Here is a 17,811-nt window from a genome sequence, read left to right on the forward strand (position 1 = left end):
TAAAGGCAGTATTTATGTTGTTTTGCACTCCCAGAGCGAGGGGCATTTTGCGCAACAAAGCGCAACAGGGCAACTTATATAGCAAGATTTGCGCAAAATTCAGGCAAATCCTGAGGCTCAGTTTTTCTGCGCAAACGGTTTCGTAACCCGTGCCATTTCTCTATAATACCGCCCGTTTTCCCTGTTGCGCCCCATGAAGCGTCGCCCGGCGCTTCGAAGACGAGAGATCTTTAATGATGGAAATTCTGCGTGGTTCGCCCGCTCTGTCGGCATTTCGTGTAAACAAACTGCTGACCCGCTTTCAGGACGCTCATCTGCCGGTGAGTGATATTTACGCCGAGTACGTCCATTTCGCCGATGTCAGCGCACCGCTCAGCGCGGAACAGCAAGCCCGCCTGCAGCGTCTGCTGAAATACGGTCCTTCTCTCGCCGAACATGCGCCACAAGGGCGTCTGTTGCTGGTGACGCCGCGTCCCGGCACCATTTCTCCCTGGTCATCGAAAGCCACCGATATCGCCCACAACTGCGACCTGCCACAGGTATTGCGCCTGGAGCGCGGTCTGGCCTTCTATGTACAGGCACCGCAGCTGACTGACGCGCAGTGGCAGCAGCTGGCCAGCCTGCTGCACGATCGCATGATGGAAACCGTGTTCACGGAGCTCAGCGCGGCAGAACAGCTGTTCGCGCATCATGAGCCGCAGCCGCTGAAAAGCGTAGACGTGCTGGGCGGTGGGCGCGAGGCGCTGGAACAGGCTAACCGCACGCTCGGCCTGGCGCTGGCCGATGACGAAATTGATTACCTGCTTGATGCCTTCACCAGACTGGGCCGCAATCCGAACGACATCGAGCTCTATATGTTCGCCCAGGCGAACTCCGAGCACTGTCGTCACAAGATTTTTAACGCCGACTGGATTATCGACGGCGAAAAACAGCCGAAATCGCTGTTTAAAATGATTAAAAACACCTTTGAGCAGCATCCGGAACACGTCCTGTCGGCGTATAAAGACAATGCCGCAGTGATGGAAGGCTCCGAGGTCGGGCGTTTCTACGCGGATGCGCAGCAGGGCGAATACGAGTTCCATCAGGAAGCCGCGCATATCCTGATGAAGGTGGAAACCCACAACCACCCGACGGCCATTTCGCCATGGCCAGGTGCCGCCACCGGTTCCGGCGGGGAAATCCGTGACGAAGGTGCCACCGGACGTGGCGCGAAGCCGAAAGCGGGTCTGGTCGGCTTCTCGGTTTCCAACCTGCGTATTCCCGGCTTTGAACAGCCGTGGGAAGAGGATTTCGGCAAGCCGGATCGCATTGTTACCGCGCTGGATATCATGACCGAAGGCCCGTTAGGCGGCGCCGCGTTTAACAACGAATTTGGTCGCCCGGCGCTGAACGGCTATTTCCGTACTTATGAAGAGCAGGTCAACAGCCATAACGGCGTTGAGCTGCGCGGCTATCACAAGCCGATCATGCTGGCCGGCGGCATTGGTAACATCCGCGCCGATCACGTGCAAAAGGGTGAAATCGTGGTTGGCGCGAAGCTGATCGTGCTGGGCGGTCCGGCGATGAATATCGGCCTTGGCGGCGGCGCGGCGTCCTCGATGGCGTCCGGCCAGTCGGATGCCGATCTCGACTTCGCCTCGGTGCAGCGTGACAACCCGGAGATGGAGCGTCGCTGTCAGGAAGTGATTGACCGCTGCTGGCAGCTGGGCGAAGCCAACCCGATTCTGTTTATTCACGACGTCGGTGCCGGTGGCCTGTCTAACGCCATGCCGGAGCTGGTGAGCGATGGCGGCCGCGGCGGTAACTTCAACCTGCGCGACATCCTCAGCGATGAGCCAGGCATGAGCCCGCTGGAAGTGTGGTGCAACGAGTCGCAGGAGCGTTATGTGCTGGCGGTTGCGCCGGACAAACTGGCGCTGTTCGATGAGCTGTGCCAGCGCGAACGTGCGCCGTACGCGGTGATTGGTGAAGCGACCGAAGAGCAGCACCTGAACCTTGCCGACAGCCACTTCGATAACAAACCGATCGACATGCCGCTCGACGTGCTGCTGGGTAAAACGCCAAAAATGACGCGCGACGTGGCCAGCCAGCAGGCGAAAGGTGATGCGCTGGTGCGGGACGGCATTACCATTGCCGATGCGGTAAACCGCGTGCTGCACCTGCCAACCGTGGCGGAAAAAACCTTCCTGGTGACCATCGGTGACCGCAGCGTAACCGGCATGGTGGCGCGCGATCAGATGGTCGGGCCGTGGCAGATCCCGGTGGCGAACTGCGCCGTGACCACTGCCAGCCTTGACAGCTACCACGGTGAAGCGTTTGCCATGGGCGAACGTGCGCCGGTAGCGCTGCTTGATTTCGCCGCGTCCGGCCGCCTGGCGGTGGGCGAAGCGCTGACCAACCTGGCCGCGACCGCGATCGGTTCACTGAAGCGCGTGAAGCTGTCGGCAAACTGGATGGCTGCAGCCGGTCACCCGGGCGAAGACGCTGGCCTGTACGCCGCGGTAAAAGCGGTGGGCGAAGAGCTGTGCCCGGCGCTGGGGATCACCATTCCGGTGGGTAAAGACTCCATGTCGATGAAAACCCGCTGGCAGCAGGGCACTGAACAGCGCGAAATGACTTCGCCGCTGTCGCTGGTCATTACGGCTTTTGCACGTGTTGAAGATGTGCGTCGCACCGTAACGCCACAGCTGCAGCCGGAAGGCGACAACCTGCTGCTGCTGGTGGATCTCGGCAACGGTGCTAACACCCTCGGCGCCACGGCGCTGTCACAGGTGTATCGCCAGCTGGGCGACAAACCGGCCGACGTGCGCGATGCCGCGCAGCTGGCTGGCTTCTTCAATGCAATTCAGACGCTGGTCAGCGAGCAGAAACTGCTGGCTTACCACGACCGCTCGGATGGCGGTCTGCTGGTCACGCTGGCTGAGATGGCCTTCACCGGCCACTGCGGTATTGAGGCGGATATCGCCGCGCTGGGCAGCGATGCGCTGGCAGCACTGTTTACGGAAGAGCTGGGCGCCGTACTGCAGATTAACGCTGCCGACCGCGCGGCTGTGGAAAAAGTATTTGCCGATCACGGTCTGAGCAGCAATGTTCACGTCATCGGTAAAGCGCTGCCGGGCGACCGTTTTGTTATCCGCTCCGGCGACAGCGCGGTGTACAGCGAAAGCCGTACCACCCTGCGTACCTGGTGGGCTGAAACCACCTGGCAGATGCAGCGCCTGCGCGATAACCCGGCCTGTGCCGATCAGGAACATGAAGCGAAGAAAGACGATAACGATCCTGGCCTGAACGTGCAGCTGACCTTCCGTCCGGAAGAGGATGTGGCGGCACCGATGATCGCCACTGGCGCGCGTCCGCGCGTTGCCGTGCTGCGCGAGCAGGGCGTGAACTCGCACGTTGAGATGGCTGCTGCCTTCCACCGCGCAGGCTTCACCGCGGTTGACGTGCACATGAGCGATCTGCTGGCGGGCCGTCGTGGTCTGGAGGAATTCCACGCGCTGGTCGCCTGTGGCGGCTTCTCCTACGGCGACGTGCTGGGTGCGGGCGAAGGCTGGGCGAAATCGATTCTGTTCAACAGCCGCGTGCGTGACGAGTTTGAAAACTTCTTCCATCGTCCGCAGACGCTGGCGCTGGGCGTGTGTAACGGCTGCCAGATGATGTCGAATCTGCGTGAACTGATTCCGGGCAGCGAGCTGTGGCCGCGCTTTGTGCGTAACCAGTCCGAGCGCTTTGAAGCACGCTTCAGCCTGGTGGAAGTGGCCGCCAGCCCGTCACTGCTGCTGGACGGCATGGTCGGTTCTCGCATGCCGATTGCCGTCTCGCACGGTGAAGGTTTTGTTGAAGTGCGTGACGGTGCGCATCTGGCTGAGCTGGAAGCGAAAGGGCTGGTGGCGCTGCGCTTCGTCGATAACTTCGGCAAGGTCACCGAGACCTATCCGGCAAACCCGAACGGCTCACCTAACGGCATCACCGCCGTGACCAACGAAAGCGGGCGCGTCACCATTATGATGCCGCATCCGGAGCGCGTGTTCCGCACCGTCAGCAATTCGTGGCATCCGGCGGAGTGGGGCGAAGACAGCCCGTGGATGCGCATTTTCCGCAACGCGCGCAAGCAGCTGGGTTAAACCTGAATCCTGTCTCTTACCGGTGACCATTCACGGGCACCGTGCAAAGGCCGCTCAACGCGGCCTTTTTTAATTTTGTCGCGTGGACACTGCTCTCGATCCGCTGTGATTCCCTGACATCTGTGGCATGTCGGAAAATGACGACAATCCCATGGCTGAGTTGTCGCTAAAAGGTGACATTTAAATCGTTGTTTTTTATAGGCGCAAAGTTAGCGCGTTAAAGCCGTTGCTAATCGGCGACACTTTTTCCAGACCAGCCGGTCCGAAAGCGTCGTTAATTCCCTCCCTGAGCTGGCAGTATGCTGATTAACAAGGCTATTTATTTTCTGGCACGATATTTGCTATACTTATTACGTTGCTCATTCTCCTGTCTATGATTGCCCCGCACTGCGGTTGAGCTCATAAAATATCGAATGACGCACCAAACGGAGCCTGCCGTCCACCCAACCGATAATCGCTTGCTTTGCAACGTTATCAGGCACCGGACGCAACGTTGAGTTAGGCTCCACCTATTTTGCAGGCGATGCTGCGGCGTCGCTCTCACGGCAGGCCAAAAGGCCTGCCGTTTTCGTTTTCAGCCTTTCTAACCTTGCCGGACTTCGCTAGCATGCCTGCAACTCACCTCAAAGGAAACGCGGTTGTGAAGAGATGGCGTCTGTTTCCCCGATCCCTGCGGCAACTGGTTTTAATGGCCTTTCTGCTGGTGCTGCTGCCGCTGCTGGTGCTGGCATGGCAGGCATGGGAAAGCCTTTCAGCATTGAGTAATCAGGCGGCGGACACCAACCGCAACACCTTTACCGACGTGCGTCGCAGTGAGGCGATGGCGCGTACGGCGCTGGAGCTGGAGCGTAGCTATCGCCAGTATTGCGTGCTGGGCGATGCCAGTCTGGCACGCCTGTATCAAACGCAGTGGAGCCGCTACGGCCAGATGCTCAGCAGCCATGCCGCCAGCCTGCCCGATTTGCCAACGTTCAAAATATTGCAGAGCGCGCTGCCGCAGCTGGAAAAGCTGCAGTGTGATAACGGCAATCTGCTGGCACCGGCGGCGAGCGCGCTGGAGGCATTCTCCGCCGCCAACACCCGCATGGTGCAGGCCACGCGTGAAGTGGTGTTTTCACGCGGCCTGCAGCTGCAGCGCGAAATTGCCGATCGCGGCCAGTTTTTTGGCTGGCAGGCGCTGATACTGTTTTTAATCAGTCTGGTGCTGGTGCTGCTGTTCACCGGCATGATTATCGGCCCGGTTAAGCGCGTCGAACGCATGATCAACCGGCTGGGTGAGGGCAAAACGCTGGGCAATAGCGTCAGTTTTCGCGGGCCACGCGAAATTCGCTCGCTGGGACAGCGCATTGTCTGGCTCAGCGAACGTCTTAGCTGGCTGGAGGCACAGCGGCATGAGTTTCTGCGCCACCTGTCGCACGAACTCAAAACACCGCTGGCCAGCCTGCGCGAAGGCACCGAACTGCTGGCCGACCAGGTTGCCGGCCCGCTCAATGCGGAGCAGCAGGAAGTTGTCGCCATTCTCGATACCAGCAGCCGTCATCTGCAGCGGCTGATTGAACAGCTGCTCGACTACAATCGCCGGCTGGCGGAGAGTCCGCTGCGGCTGGAACCGGTGGCTATCGACGCTATCATTGATAGCGTCGTCAGGGTGCACTCACTGCCCGCCAGCGCGCGCCAGATGCACACGCATATCGATCTGCAGGCCCGCTATTGTCTGGCGGAACCGACGCTGTTGCAGCGAGTGATTGATAACCTCTACTCGAACGCCGTGAACTACGGTAGCGAATCCGGTAACATCTGGCTGCAGAGCCAGCAGAAGGGCAACCAGGTGTGGATTGAGGTGGCCAACACCGGCACGCCGATTCCGGCTGAAGAGCAGGCGATGATCTTTGAGCCCTTTTATCAGGGGAGCCAGCAGCGCAAAGGGCCGGTGAAAGGCAGCGGGCTGGGATTAAGCATCGCCAAAGATTGCCTGCGCAGGATGCAGGGTGATTTGCAGTTGGTCACGCGCACGGACGCGGACGTCTGTTTTCGTATCATTTTGACTACCAGCGCCGGGAATGCCTGATTAATGAAACTCACATCCAGCCGATTTCTCGTCGGCGCACTGATCGCCATCGGCCTGAGCGCCTGTCAGGCGCCTCCCCAGAGCAGTACGCCGCGCGGTGCGGTGAACCTGCCGGAGCCGGACGTGCGCCTGGCGGATTATCTGGCCACCGATTGCCAGAATGTCTGGCAGATTGAAGCACCGGCGGCCATGAGCAATCCACTTTACTGGCAGCGCGCTATCGACTGCGGTGAGCGGCTGTCGGCGGCCGAAGCGCGGGCGGAAGCGCGGCGCTGGCCGGTACAGAACTGGGCGCGCGCCTTTAAGCAGGGCATCCTGCTGGCCAACGGCAACGTGACGCCGGTGGAGCGCCGTCAGTACGTTGATACGCTCGACAGCTACAGCGCGGATTATCCGGCGGCGGTGCGTCCGCTGCTGCAGCTGTGGCGCAGTAACCAGGCCGCGCAGCTGGAGCTGAGCGAGGCGCGCGGCCGCTACGCCGCGCTGCAGCAAAGCAATGACGCCGAACTGGATCGCCTGCGTCAGCAGCAAACGCAACTGCGGCAAACGCTGGACGATACCCAGCGTAAATTGCAGCGACTGACTGACATCGAGCGTCAGCTGTCATCGCGCAAAGCGCCGGACAGCGGCGACAGTACACACGGTGCCAGCGATGCCCAAAGCGAGGAGCAGTAACCATGAAACAGGCCGCACGCTTACTGCTGGTGGATGACGATCCGGGCTTACTCAAGCTGCTCGGTATGCGTCTCAGCAGTGAAGGCTATCAGGTAGCGACCGCGGCCAGCGGGCCGGAAGCCCTGCGTCATCTGCAGAAAGAGAAAGTTGATTTGGTGATCAGCGATCTGCGCATGGATGAAATGGATGGCCTGGCGCTGTTTGCTGAAATCCAGAAGCGCCATACCGGACTGCCGGTCATCATCCTGACCGCGCACGGCTCGATTCCGGACGCGGTAGCCGCCACGCAGCAGGGCGTGTTCAGCTTTCTGACCAAACCGGTCGATCGCGATGCGCTATACAAAGCGATTGACGAAGCACTGGCGCAGCGCGCGCCGGTCAGCGATGACGGCTGGCGCGAAGCGATCGTCACGCGAAATCCGCTGATGCTGCGGCTGCTGGAGCAGGCGCACATGGTGGCGCAATCTGACGTCAGTATATTGATCAACGGCCAGAGCGGCACCGGAAAAGAGGTGCTGGCGCAGGCGATTCATGCTGCCAGTCCGCGCGCCGGCAAACCTTTCATTGCCATCAACTGCGGCGCGCTGCCGGAACAGCTGCTGGAGTCCGAGCTGTTTGGCCACGCCAAAGGCGCCTTCACCGGTGCCGTAAGTGCGCGCGAAGGGCTGTTTCAGGCGGCGGAAGGCGGCACGCTGTTTCTCGATGAGATTGGCGACATGCCGCAGGCACTGCAGGTGAAGCTTCTCCGCGTGCTGCAGGAGCGCAAAGTGCGTCCGCTGGGCAGCAACCGCGATCTCGACATCAACGTGCGCATCATCTCTGCCACGCACCGCGATCTGCCGAAGGCGATGGAGAAGAAAAGCTTCCGCGAAGATCTCTACTATCGTCTCAACGTGGTGAATCTCAGGATCCCGGCGCTGCACGAACGCGCCGAAGACATCCCGCTGCTGGCCAACCATCTGCTGCGCCAGTCGGCCGATCGCCACAAACCGTTTGTGCGCAGCTTCTCGGTCGATGCGATGAAACGGCTGGTGAGTGCCAGCTGGCCGGGAAATGTGCGCCAGCTGGTTAACGTGATTGAGCAGTGCGTGGCGCTTACTACGTCGCCGGTGATTGGTGACGCGCTGGTAGAGCAGGCGCTGGCCGGCGAGAACACGGCGCTACCGACCTTTGTCGAAGCACGCAACCAGTTTGAGCTTAACTATCTGCGCAAACTGCTGCAGATGACCAAAGGTAATGTGACGCATGCGGCGCGTCTGGCTGGACGCAACCGTACCGAGTTTTATAAGCTGCTGTCGCGCCACGAACTGGACGCCAGCGAATTTAAAGAGTAGCTTGCTGCGGCAGCGTCAGGAACACTTATACTCATAGTTACCCGTCCATCATGGAGGGAGCGAAAAAAGGATCTGTGATGAAAAAGATCGATGCAATTATCAAACCATTCAAACTCGATGATGTGCGTGAAGCCTTAGCGGAAGTGGGCATCACCGGGATGACGGTCAGCGAAGTGAAAGGCTTCGGACGTCAGAAAGGCCACACCGAGCTGTATCGCGGTGCCGAATACATGGTCGATTTTCTGCCAAAAGTGAAAATCGAGATGGTGGTGGGCGATGATATCGTCGATACCTGCGTAGAAACCATCATGAAAACCGCGCAGACCGGTAAAATCGGCGACGGCAAAATCTTTGTCTTTGACGTGGCGCGCGTCGTGCGTATTCGTACCGGCGAGGAAGACGAAGAGGCCATCTGAGCCCTTCGCTCCTCACCAGACACAAAGCCTGCCGCGTGCAGGCTTTTTCCTTTACAGCACTTTATGCGGACCGAACACTTCGTAGTGAATGCGCTCGGCGCTGATGCCGGCGTCGGTCAGCTGGCGCGCAACAAACTGCATGAATGCCAGCGGGCCGCAAATCCAGAACTCACCCTCGGGCTGGGTCAGTGCAGTTGAGACGGTGGCTAAATCCATCAGACCCTGCGCGTCGTAACGTCCCGCGTCATCAGCTTGCGGCTGGCGATACCAGACGTGGCGGCTAAAGCGCGGCAGTTGCGCACCCAGCGCCGCGACCTCATCAGCAAACGCGTGCTGCGCGCCGTTTTCGGCGGCGTGCAGCCAGCATACTGCGGCCGGATGCTGCTGCTCCGCCAGGCTGGCCAGCATGGCTAACAGCGGCGTTTGCCCGACGCCGGCTGAGATCAGCGTCACCGGCGTCTGCGCTGCTGCCTGCAGGAAGAAATCCCCGGCCGGCGCGGCGCACTGCACGATATCGCCAACCTTCGCATGCTGATGCAGCCAGCCGGAGACGCTGCCCTGCGCTTCGTGCTTCACTGCAATGCGATAGGCTTTGCCATCCGGCAGATGCGTCAGCGAATACTGGCGGTGCTGAATGTAGTCGCTGTCCGCCGGGCGCAGACTGAGGGTCAGATACTGGCCGGGCAGGAAGTCCGCCACCGGCTCTCCATCATTCGGCACCAGCTCAATGCTTTTGATCACCGAGCTCTGCGCGGTAATCGCACGGATACGAAAATCGCGCGCGCCGCGCCAGCCGCCGACCTTTTCTTCCGACGCACGGTAAATCGCTGCTTCACGCTGGATAAACACCTCAGCCAGCACGCCATAGGCTTTGCCCCACGCCGCCAGTACTTCATCGCCTGGATTGAGCAGCTCTTTAATCGTCGCCAGCAGGTTTTCCCCGACAATCGCGTACTGCGCCGGCTGAATATTCAGGCTGGCATGCTTCTGCGCAATTTTCTCCACCGCCGGCAGCAGCACCGCAAGATTTTCCAGGTTGCTGCCGTACGCGCAGATAGCGTTAAACAGCGCTTCACGCTGATTGCCGCTGCGCTGGTTGTTCATATTAAACACGTTCTTCAGCTCGGGATGCTGCGTCAGCATCCGCTGATAAAAGTGACCGGTCAGCTGCGGGCCGAGTTGAGCAATCGCGGGCAGGGTAGATTTCACGGTGGCGATGGTTTGCGCGTCAAGCATGGGCTGATCCTCAGAGTAATTTTAAACATGTATTTTAAATGCATGTTATGCCTGTTGCCGCGCACTGTAAATCCCCCGTTTTGTCTGGGGTGACGAGTGGCAATCTGCTGGCGGGCGCGCAAAGCTGAAAAATTTTCCCGCTGCTGATGAACAAATATCCGGTTTTCTTCCCCGGCTAAAAAGCGTAAAAATCCCGTGCCAGCGCCTTGCCAATCGTTTGCGTAAAAAGAGGGGATTGGCGCTACCGTCCCCTGGCAAAACCGTTTACACTGTTGGCCTTCGCCCCTTAGCCGGGGCTTAAACTGCCGTTAAAAAGTTGCTGAGTCAGGAGATGCGGATGTTAAAGCGTGATATGAACATTGCCGATTATGATGCCGAGTTGTGGCAGGCTATGGAGCAGGAGAAGGTGCGTCAGGAAGAGCACATTGAACTGATTGCTTCGGAAAACTACACCAGCCCACGCGTTATGCAGGCGCAAGGTTCACAGCTCACCAACAAATATGCCGAAGGCTATCCGGGCAAACGCTACTACGGCGGATGTGAATATGTGGATATTGTTGAGCAGCTGGCGATCGATCGCGCCAAAGCGCTGTTCGGCGCGGATTACGCTAACGTGCAGCCGCACTCCGGCTCCCAGGCTAACTTCGCGGTGTACACCGCGCTGCTGCAGCCGGGCGACACCATTCTGGGCATGAACCTGGCACACGGTGGTCACCTGACCCACGGTTCGCCGGTCAACCTGTCCGGTAAGCTGTACAACGTTATCCCTTACGGCATCGATGAAACCGGCAAAATCAATTACGAAGAGCTGGCCGAACTGGCGCAGACCCACAAGCCAAAAATGATCGTGGGCGGCTTCTCTGCTTACTCTGGCGTGTGCGACTGGGCAAAAATGCGTGAAATCGCCGACAGCATCGGCGCCTGGCTGTTTGTTGATATGGCCCACGTTGCCGGTCTGATCGCTGCTGATGTGTATCCGAACCCGGTACCGCACGCGCACATCGTGACCTCGACCACGCACAAAACGCTGGCCGGTCCGCGTGGTGGCCTGATCCTGGCGAAAAACGGCGACGAAGAGCTGTACAAAAAACTGAACTCCGCGGTGTTCCCGGGTGGTCAGGGCGGCCCGCTGATGCACGTTATCGCCGGTAAAGCCGTCGCGTTCAAAGAAGCCATGGAGCCGGAGTTCAAGGCTTATCAGCAGCAGGTCGCGAAGAATGCCAAAGCGATGGTGGAAGTGCTGCTGGAGCGCGGTTACAACATCGTCTCAGGCGGTACTTACAACCACCTGTTCCTGATCGATCTGGTGAGCAAAGGTCTGACCGGTAAAGAGGCGGATGCCGCTCTGGGCCGCGCCAACATCACCGTGAACAAAAACAGCGTACCTAACGATCCGAAGAGCCCGTTTGTGACCTCGGGTGTGCGTATCGGTACGCCAGCAGTGACCCGTCGCGGCTTCAAAGAAGCGGAAGTGCGCGAACTGGCGGGCTGGATCGCTGACGTTCTCGACAACATTAATGACGAAGCCACTATCGAGCGCACCAAACAGAAAGTGCTGGATATCTGTGCCCGTCTGCCGGTTTATGCCTGATAAGCGCTAAACCCGCAGTGTGAAGAAGGATGGCGCAAGCCATCCTTTTTTTATTCCCTTTCGCAGGCGGCTTTGAGAAAGTAACGGCCATTCCGCGCACGGCGGAGCGTCAACAGGAGGAAACATGACCATCGGATCGGCCAGGTGGCTGGGACTGAGCTACTTTACCTACTTTTTCTGCTATGGCATCTATCTGCCGTTCTGGAGCGTGTGGCTGAAAGGCAACGGGCTGGATGCGGAAAAAATTGGCCTGCTGCTCGGCTGTGGCATGGTGGCGCGCTTTGCCGGCAGCCTGTTGATTGCTTCGCAGGTGAAAAATCCAGCGCAGCTGATTGTTGCGCTGCGCCTGCTGGCGCTGGCGACCTGTCTGTTCGCGCTCGGTTTCTGGCTCGGCGGTCAGTGGCTATGGCTGCTGCTGGTGATGATTGGTTTTAACCTGTTCTTCTCGCCGCTGGTGCCGCTGAGTGATGCGCTGGCGGCCACCTGGACACAGCAAATCGGGCTGGCCTATGGTCCGGTACGGCTGTGGGGCTCGCTGGCGTTTGTTATCAGCTCGGCGCTCACCGGTATGCTGGTCAGCGCCTGGTCATCGCAGGTGATTCTGCTGCTGTTGAGCGTCGGCGCGCTGGCGATGCTGTCCGGCATGCTGCTGCCGCCACAAACCCGACCGCAGGGTGAGCTACGCCAGGGCGCGAGCGGTGGCTGGGCGGCGTGGCGCGACCTGCTGCGCGAGAACAGTGTCTGGCGTTTCATGCTGTGCGTAACGCTGATGCAGGGCGCGCACGCTGCTTATTACAGCTTCAGCGCCATCTGGTGGCAGGAAGCGGGCTACTCCGCGTCGGTCGTGGGCTACCTGTGGTCGCTGGGCGTGGTGGCCGAAATCGTGATTTTTGCCCTGAGTAACCGGCTGTTTCGCCGCTGGAGCGCGCGCGATCTGCTACTGCTGTCCGGCGTGTGCGCACTGGTGCGCTGGACGCTGCTGGGCGCCAGCACAGCGCTTCCGCTGTTGATTGTGGCGCAGATTCTGCACTGCGGCAGCTTTACCGTCTGCCATCTGGCGGCGATGCGCTTTATTGCCGCGCGTAAAGGCGCAGAGGTGATTCGTCTGCAGTCGCTCTATTCGGCGCTGGCAATGGGCGGCGGCATCGCGGTGATGACGATGGTTTGCGGCGTGCTGTTTACTCACCTGCACGGCCAGCTGTTCTGGGTGATGGCGCTGGTGGCGCTGCCGGCGCTGTTCCTGCGGCCACGCGCGGCTTAAGACTCCAGCAGCTGACGAATGCGCTGCTGCTGGTGATCGCTCAGCGGCAGCTCAGCGTGGATCAGCGGCGGCGAATAGAGCGGCAGGGCGGTGGCGTAGGGCGTCACCACCAGCGCCACATCGCGCGGTGCGCCTTCACGCTGAAAGTGCAGCATATCCTGATAGGTAATATTGATCGGCAACAGCATCATTTCCCGCAGCTGCTGCTCCAGCAGCTGTTCCAGCGCCGCGTCAGCGCCGGTCAGTAACAGCACCTGTTTCTCCTGTAGCGCGCTCTCCTGCATCAGCCAGCCACCAAACTGCACCGCCACCAGGCTCACTTCTTCCGCGCTAAACTGCGTGCCAAAATCGCTGCTGAAGTGCTGCAGCGCACGCGCCGTGGTACGTAGCAGGCGCGGATAGAGACGCGCCACGTCCAGCGCCACGCTGTTATCAATGCCGATGGCAAAGTGGCTACGATCCAGCGCCTGCGCCAGGTGAGTATAGAGCTGCAGCTTCAGCTGCTGCTGATTTTTGATGCGCGTCTGCGCCAGTTGCTCAAAGCGGGCGATCAGCGCTTCCACCGCAGCCATCAGCTTGTGTGCCTGACTGTCCGCCAGCTGGCTGCCGTCTGGCGCGTGAATCAGGCTGAACAGCAGCGTCCAGAAATCGGTTTCGCTGACGTCCGGTGCCAGATGGCAACGTTTCTGCCAGTGATGGATCACGTCATCCGCTGCGCTGCGTTCAATCTTCGCCGCCAGCCAGGCGCGCTGGCGCTCGCTGAACAGCGCCGTCTGACGCTGACACAGCGCATATTTCATGAAGATTTGCAGAAACAGCCGGTCGCGAGGCGTGAAATCGCGCGCCAGCCGCAGGCTGCAATGCTGGATCAGCGCCTGCAGATTGGTTTCATCCCACAGCGCTTTCTCAATTTTCAGCACCTTCAGCCGCTGGCGCAGTGCCGGCGCAAAATGGGTGCAGACGAAATCCTGCGACAGGCGCAGCGCGCGGCGCAGCCAGTGCAGCAGGCACAGACGCCGGTCCAGTTCCGTGCCATGAATGCGAAAGCTGCCATCCACCATCTGGTGTAATTCCAGCTGGTGAAAGCGCTGTATCTCATCTCCGACATCCGCGATATCCTGTCGGGCGACAACAGGGTCCACGCCATTCAACTGGCAGAGCTTTTCAAGCGTTAACGCGGGAGCAGGCAGAAACAGCAGCAACAGCAGATGGCAACGACGCTGGGCGCGGCTGAAGAGGGGAGCAGTAGAATGCGCTGAACTCATCAATCGTGTTATCCGCAGGTCATTTTTCAGCTAAGAATAGCCAACTCCACGCGCTGTCCCTGGCCTTTGTCATGACTTTTGTTCAGAGCTTCAGGGCGGGTCACAGTTTTTTCTGGCCCGGTATCCTTCTGACTTTAAAATTTGTTACTTTATAACATATGAAAATTGCGCTCGTTAGCTTTACGCTGTTGTTCAGCGGCGCCGTGTGGGCGCATCCACACAGCTTTATTGATATGCAGACCGAACTGCTCGGTAAGGACGATCATCTCAGCGCGATGAAGATGGTATGGACCATGGACGAGATCACCTCCGCCGATCTGCTGTACGATGCCGGCAACGCCAAACCCGGCGAGGTGGTGTGGAAAAAGCTGGCGGCACAGGTAATGGCCAATGTGCTGGGCCAGCACTATTTTACCGAAGTGTGGCAGGATAAAAATCGGGTGAAATTTCTCAACCTGCCGCAGGAATATCAGCTGTCGCGCAAGGGCAATAAAGCGGTGCTGGAGTTCATTGTGCCGTTCGGCGAACCGCAGTCGTTAAGCGCCAGGCAGTACCGCATCCAGACCTTCGATCCCAGTTACTTTGTTGATATGTATTATGACAATCCGCAAGCCATCACCATGGATGAGACCGTGAAAGCCCATTGCCAGTTTGACTTACACACGCCCAAACCGGATGACTCGCTAAAACAGTACGCGCTGTCGCTGGATAAAGCTGACGCACCGCCCGAGGATATGGATCTCGGCCAACAGTTTGCCCAGACGGTAACCCTGACATGTCGTTGATTTCACTGCCTGGCGCTTCCCGTCGCTGGTGGCCGCTGTGGCTGCTGGCTGCGCTGCTGATTACCGCAGGCGCGTTGCTGTGGCTGCACTGGCCGCAGATTCTGCTGCAAAGCGTACTGTGGCAGAAGGTTCTGCACCGTGAGATGACGCAGCTCCTGCAACAGGTGGCGCAGCAGCCGCAGCAGGCCGGTGTCACGCTGATGCTGTTTAGCCTGGCCTATGGCGTGCTGCATGCGCTGGGGCCGGGCCACGGCAAAGTGGTGATCAGCACCTTTCTCGCCACCCATCCGGCGCAGCTGAAAACCAGCATGAAGCTGACGCTGCTGGCAGCGCTGTTGCAGGGCGCGGTGGCGATTGCTCTGGTGACGCTGATGCTGGTGGTGCTGCAAACCTCGTCGCGCCAGCTGCATCTCACCAGTTACTGGCTGGAGAAAGGCAGCTATTTGCTGGTGATGGCGCTCGGCGTCTGGGTGGGCTGGCGCGCGCTACAGGGGTTACGCCGCGCGTTCCGTCCGGCGACCGGGCTCCAGATTCGCGCGGTACGGCCGCATCATCAGCACCATGCTGACTGCGGCTGCGGTCATGCCCACCTGCCGAGCGCGCAACAGCTGGCCGGTGCGGTGAGCGGCAAAACCCAGGCGCTGGTGGTGCTGTCGATGGGGCTGCGGCCCTGTTCCGGTGCCATCATGATGCTGTTGTTTGCCAAAGTGATTGGCGTGTATGGCTGGGGCGTGGCCTCGGCGCTGACCATGGCGCTGGGCACCGCGCTCACCGTGTCGCTGCTGGGTTTGCTGGTGCAGCGCTCGCGTGTGCTGGCGGTGCGCCTCGGCAGGGTCAGCAGCACAGGGGCAGCGGAATGGTTGTTGCCGGCCGTGATGCTGGCTGGCAGCCTGCTGTTGCTGCTGGCCGGCTTTATTTTATGGCACAGTGCTACGCCCGGCTTCGGTGGCGGTCTGCGTCCTTTTTAATTAATACGCTTTAAAAAATAAGCGCAGCATGTTCCCTGAATATGCTGCGTTTTTTTTTTGCCCGCGACGCAGAGTTTAATTTCTCTTGCCCGACGATCTGGTGAAAAGAGTTTTCTCTGTCTACGCTAGATAATATCAAAAAGGACAGGGTGTGCTCTTATATGCGTTACTCTTTATCGTCAATGTTTGTGAGGAAATAAATATGCCTGAAACCTGGACTAATAATGGCAACACGGAAACGGTGGTGGAAACGCACGGCGGTTTACCGTTGAAACGCATTTCCTGGAGTGCCGTATTTGCAGGGGTGATTGCGGCATTAATCATTCATATTTTACTGGGGCTGCTGGGAACCGCAATCGGTGCCACGACCATCGATCCCCAGCAGGAACAAAATCCGCTGGAACACCTCGGGACCGGGGCGCTGATTTGGACCGGGGCCAGCATGCTGATTGCGCTGGCGGTCGGTAGCTACGTTGCCGGACGGCTGGCTCAGCGCGAAGGTGCGCTGCACGGTCTGCTGATGTTTGGCGTCAGTACCTTGATTACGCTGTGGCTGGCGATTTCACTTGCCAGCGGTATTATCGGCGGCGCCTTTAATATTTTAGGCTCCGGTTTTAATGCCCTGGGTAACGGTATTTCTGCGGTAGCGCCATCGGTGACCAATATGGCGAAAGAGAAGCTGCAGGAAAATAATATCAACCTGGATGATTTGCAAAATGAATTGCAAACCACGCTGCGTCAGACCGGCAAACCGGAACTGCAGCCGGAAAATTTACAGCAGGATGTAAATAGCGAAGCGAATAATGCGCAAAATCAGGCGAAACAGACGGCACAGAATCCACAGAATGCCGACAATGATATTGCCAATTGGATCCGTGGTGTACTGAGTCGTCATGCCGATACGCTGCAGGCTGCAGACCGCGATGCGCTGAAAAACATTATTAAAGCGCGGACCGGAAAAAGCGATCAGGAAGCGGAGCAGATCGTTAATCAGACTGAGCAAAGCTATCAACAGGCGATGCAGAAATATCAGCAACTGAAGCAGGAAGCGGAGCAGAAAGCGCGTGAAGCCGCAGAGAAAGCCGCGGCGGCAACGGCGAAAGCCAGCTGGTTTGCCTTCTTCATGATTCTGATCGAGGCGGTGCTGGCGGCGGTCCTCGGTGGTGTCGGTCGGCGTACCCAGCCGCGCACCGTGTTAACCCACGAGCGTCGGTAATAAAGTCGGTAATAAAAAAGGCGGCTGATTCAGCCGCTTTTTTTTGCTTAGCGCTTCAGCGCTTCGCTCAGTTCTTCGCGCATGCTGGCCAGCATCGCCTTCACCACACGCGGGTTACCGGCCACCAGGTTGCCAGACAGCATATAGCCGTGGTTACCGGTGAAATCGGTCACCAGACCGCCCGCTTCACGCACCAGCAGTTCACCGGCAGCGAAATCCCATGGCTTCAGGCCAATCTCAAAGAAACCGTCAACGCGACCTGCGGCCACATAGGCCAAATCCAGCGCAGCAGAGCCGGTACGGCGGAAATCAGCGCACTGGGTAAACAGTTTTGCCACGATGTTGATGAACGGCGTAGCGTGCTGCTTCAGCTTGAACGGGAAGCCGGTAGCCAGAATGGTGCCGTCGAGGTCACGCGCCGTGCTGCCGCGCAGGCGATAGCCGTTAAGCTGCGCACCCTGACCGCGTACAGCGGTGAACAGTTCGTTACGCATTGGATCGTAAACCACCGCCACTTCGGTGCGGCCTTTGATGCGCACGGCGATAGAAACAGCAAAGTGGGGCAGACGTTTGATGAAGTTGGTGGTGCCATCCAGGGGATCGATTACCCATTGAACATCCTGATCGTCGCCCGCCAGCTCACCGCTTTCTTCGGTGATGATGGTGTGTTGCGGGTAGGATTTGCGAATCACTTCGACAATCAGACGTTCTGCGTCGCGGTCAACATTGGTAACGAAGTCGTTGCTGCCTTTCTGGCTGGCTTCGACGGCGTCCGGGGTTTCATAATTCTTGGCAATTAAATTTCCGGCCTTGCGCGCTGCGCGCACGGCGATGTTGAGCATCGGATGCATCGGTATCTCTCACTGGATGTT

13 protein-coding genes are annotated in these 17,811 nt (G+C 59.0%); 10 read left to right on the forward strand and 3 right to left on the reverse strand.

Going from position 1 to position 17,811, the window contains the following annotated elements; all coding sequences use genetic code 11:
- Positions 1-233: 233 nt before the first annotated feature.
- The 5 genes from purL to glnB all read left to right on the forward strand — a co-directional run bounded on the left by purL (position 234) and on the right by glnB (position 8,617).
- Positions 234-4,124, forward strand: a complete 3,891-nt coding sequence (purL, locus tag AC6I8P_RS05050; RefSeq protein WP_058775645.1) for a phosphoribosylformylglycinamidine synthase — start codon at positions 234-236, stop codon at positions 4,122-4,124.
- Between the two features lie 640 nt (positions 4,125-4,764).
- Complete coding sequence (locus AC6I8P_RS05055; RefSeq protein WP_275028227.1) at positions 4,765-6,192, forward strand: sensor histidine kinase; 1,428 nt, start codon at positions 4,765-4,767, stop codon at positions 6,190-6,192.
- Positions 6,193-6,195: 3 nt separating this feature from the next.
- On the forward strand, positions 6,196-6,867 hold the full coding sequence (gene qseG / locus AC6I8P_RS05060) for a two-component system QseEF-associated lipoprotein QseG (RefSeq protein ID WP_021506537.1): 672 nt from the start codon (positions 6,196-6,198) through the stop codon (positions 6,865-6,867).
- 2 nt (positions 6,868-6,869) lie between these two features.
- Positions 6,870-8,201, forward strand: coding sequence for a two-component system response regulator GlrR (glrR, locus tag AC6I8P_RS05065; protein ID WP_058758284.1), 1,332 nt, complete (start codon positions 6,870-6,872; stop codon positions 8,199-8,201).
- A 77-nt stretch (positions 8,202-8,278) separates the two neighbouring features.
- Positions 8,279-8,617 (forward strand): nitrogen regulatory protein P-II, encoded by a 339-nt coding sequence (glnB, locus tag AC6I8P_RS05070; RefSeq protein ID WP_007886217.1) that lies wholly within the window; start codon positions 8,279-8,281, stop codon positions 8,615-8,617.
- A gap of 51 nt (positions 8,618-8,668) precedes the next feature.
- Here the strand turns inward: glnB and hmpA are convergent, their stop codons facing one another.
- On the reverse strand, positions 8,669-9,853 hold the full coding sequence (hmpA, locus tag AC6I8P_RS05075) for an NO-inducible flavohemoprotein (protein WP_058775647.1): 1,185 nt from the start codon (positions 9,851-9,853) through the stop codon (positions 8,669-8,671).
- 337 nt (positions 9,854-10,190) lie between these two features.
- Here hmpA and glyA point away from each other — a divergent pair, with 337 nt between their 5' ends.
- Together glyA and AC6I8P_RS05085 are read left to right on the forward strand one after the other, a co-directional pair.
- Complete coding sequence (gene glyA / locus AC6I8P_RS05080) at positions 10,191-11,444, forward strand: serine hydroxymethyltransferase (RefSeq protein WP_021506540.1); 1,254 nt, start codon at positions 10,191-10,193, stop codon at positions 11,442-11,444.
- A 124-nt stretch (positions 11,445-11,568) separates the two neighbouring features.
- On the forward strand, positions 11,569-12,705 hold the full coding sequence (locus AC6I8P_RS05085; RefSeq protein WP_127834447.1) for a 3-phenylpropionate MFS transporter: 1,137 nt from the start codon (positions 11,569-11,571) through the stop codon (positions 12,703-12,705).
- On the opposite strand, the gene csiE is transcribed toward AC6I8P_RS05085, so the two are convergent.
- The gene (csiE, locus tag AC6I8P_RS05090) at positions 12,702-13,970 is read right to left on the reverse strand and encodes a stationary phase inducible protein CsiE (protein WP_058770857.1); all 1,269 of its coding nucleotides are present in this window, start codon (positions 13,968-13,970) and stop codon (positions 12,702-12,704) included. The two genes, AC6I8P_RS05085 and csiE, sit on opposite strands and share 4 nt — an antisense overlap.
- Positions 13,971-14,128: 158 nt before the next feature.
- Here csiE and AC6I8P_RS05095 point away from each other — a divergent pair, with 158 nt between their 5' ends.
- The 3 genes from AC6I8P_RS05095 (at position 14,129) to AC6I8P_RS05105 (ending at position 16,939) form a co-directional block, all read left to right on the forward strand.
- Positions 14,129-14,755 (forward strand): DUF1007 family protein, encoded by a 627-nt coding sequence (locus AC6I8P_RS05095; protein WP_166719564.1) that lies wholly within the window; start codon positions 14,129-14,131, stop codon positions 14,753-14,755.
- The gene (locus AC6I8P_RS05100; protein ID WP_498031026.1) at positions 14,746-15,723 is read left to right on the forward strand and encodes a nickel/cobalt transporter; all 978 of its coding nucleotides are present in this window, start codon (positions 14,746-14,748) and stop codon (positions 15,721-15,723) included. Before AC6I8P_RS05095 ends, AC6I8P_RS05100 begins: the two co-directional genes overlap by 10 nt.
- Before the next feature lie 202 nt (positions 15,724-15,925).
- Positions 15,926-16,939, forward strand: coding sequence for a hypothetical protein (locus tag AC6I8P_RS05105; protein WP_498031027.1), 1,014 nt, complete (start codon positions 15,926-15,928; stop codon positions 16,937-16,939).
- A 47-nt stretch (positions 16,940-16,986) separates the two neighbouring features.
- Here AC6I8P_RS05105 and suhB read toward each other — a convergent pair whose 3' ends face one another.
- Positions 16,987-17,790: an inositol-1-monophosphatase gene (gene suhB, locus AC6I8P_RS05110; protein WP_058758291.1), complete on the reverse strand. Its 804-nt coding sequence runs from the start codon at positions 17,788-17,790 to the stop codon at positions 16,987-16,989.
- Between the last annotated feature and the right edge of the window lie 21 nt (positions 17,791-17,811).

This window comes from gamma proteobacterium symbiont of Lampromicra miyakona (genome assembly GCF_059730895.1).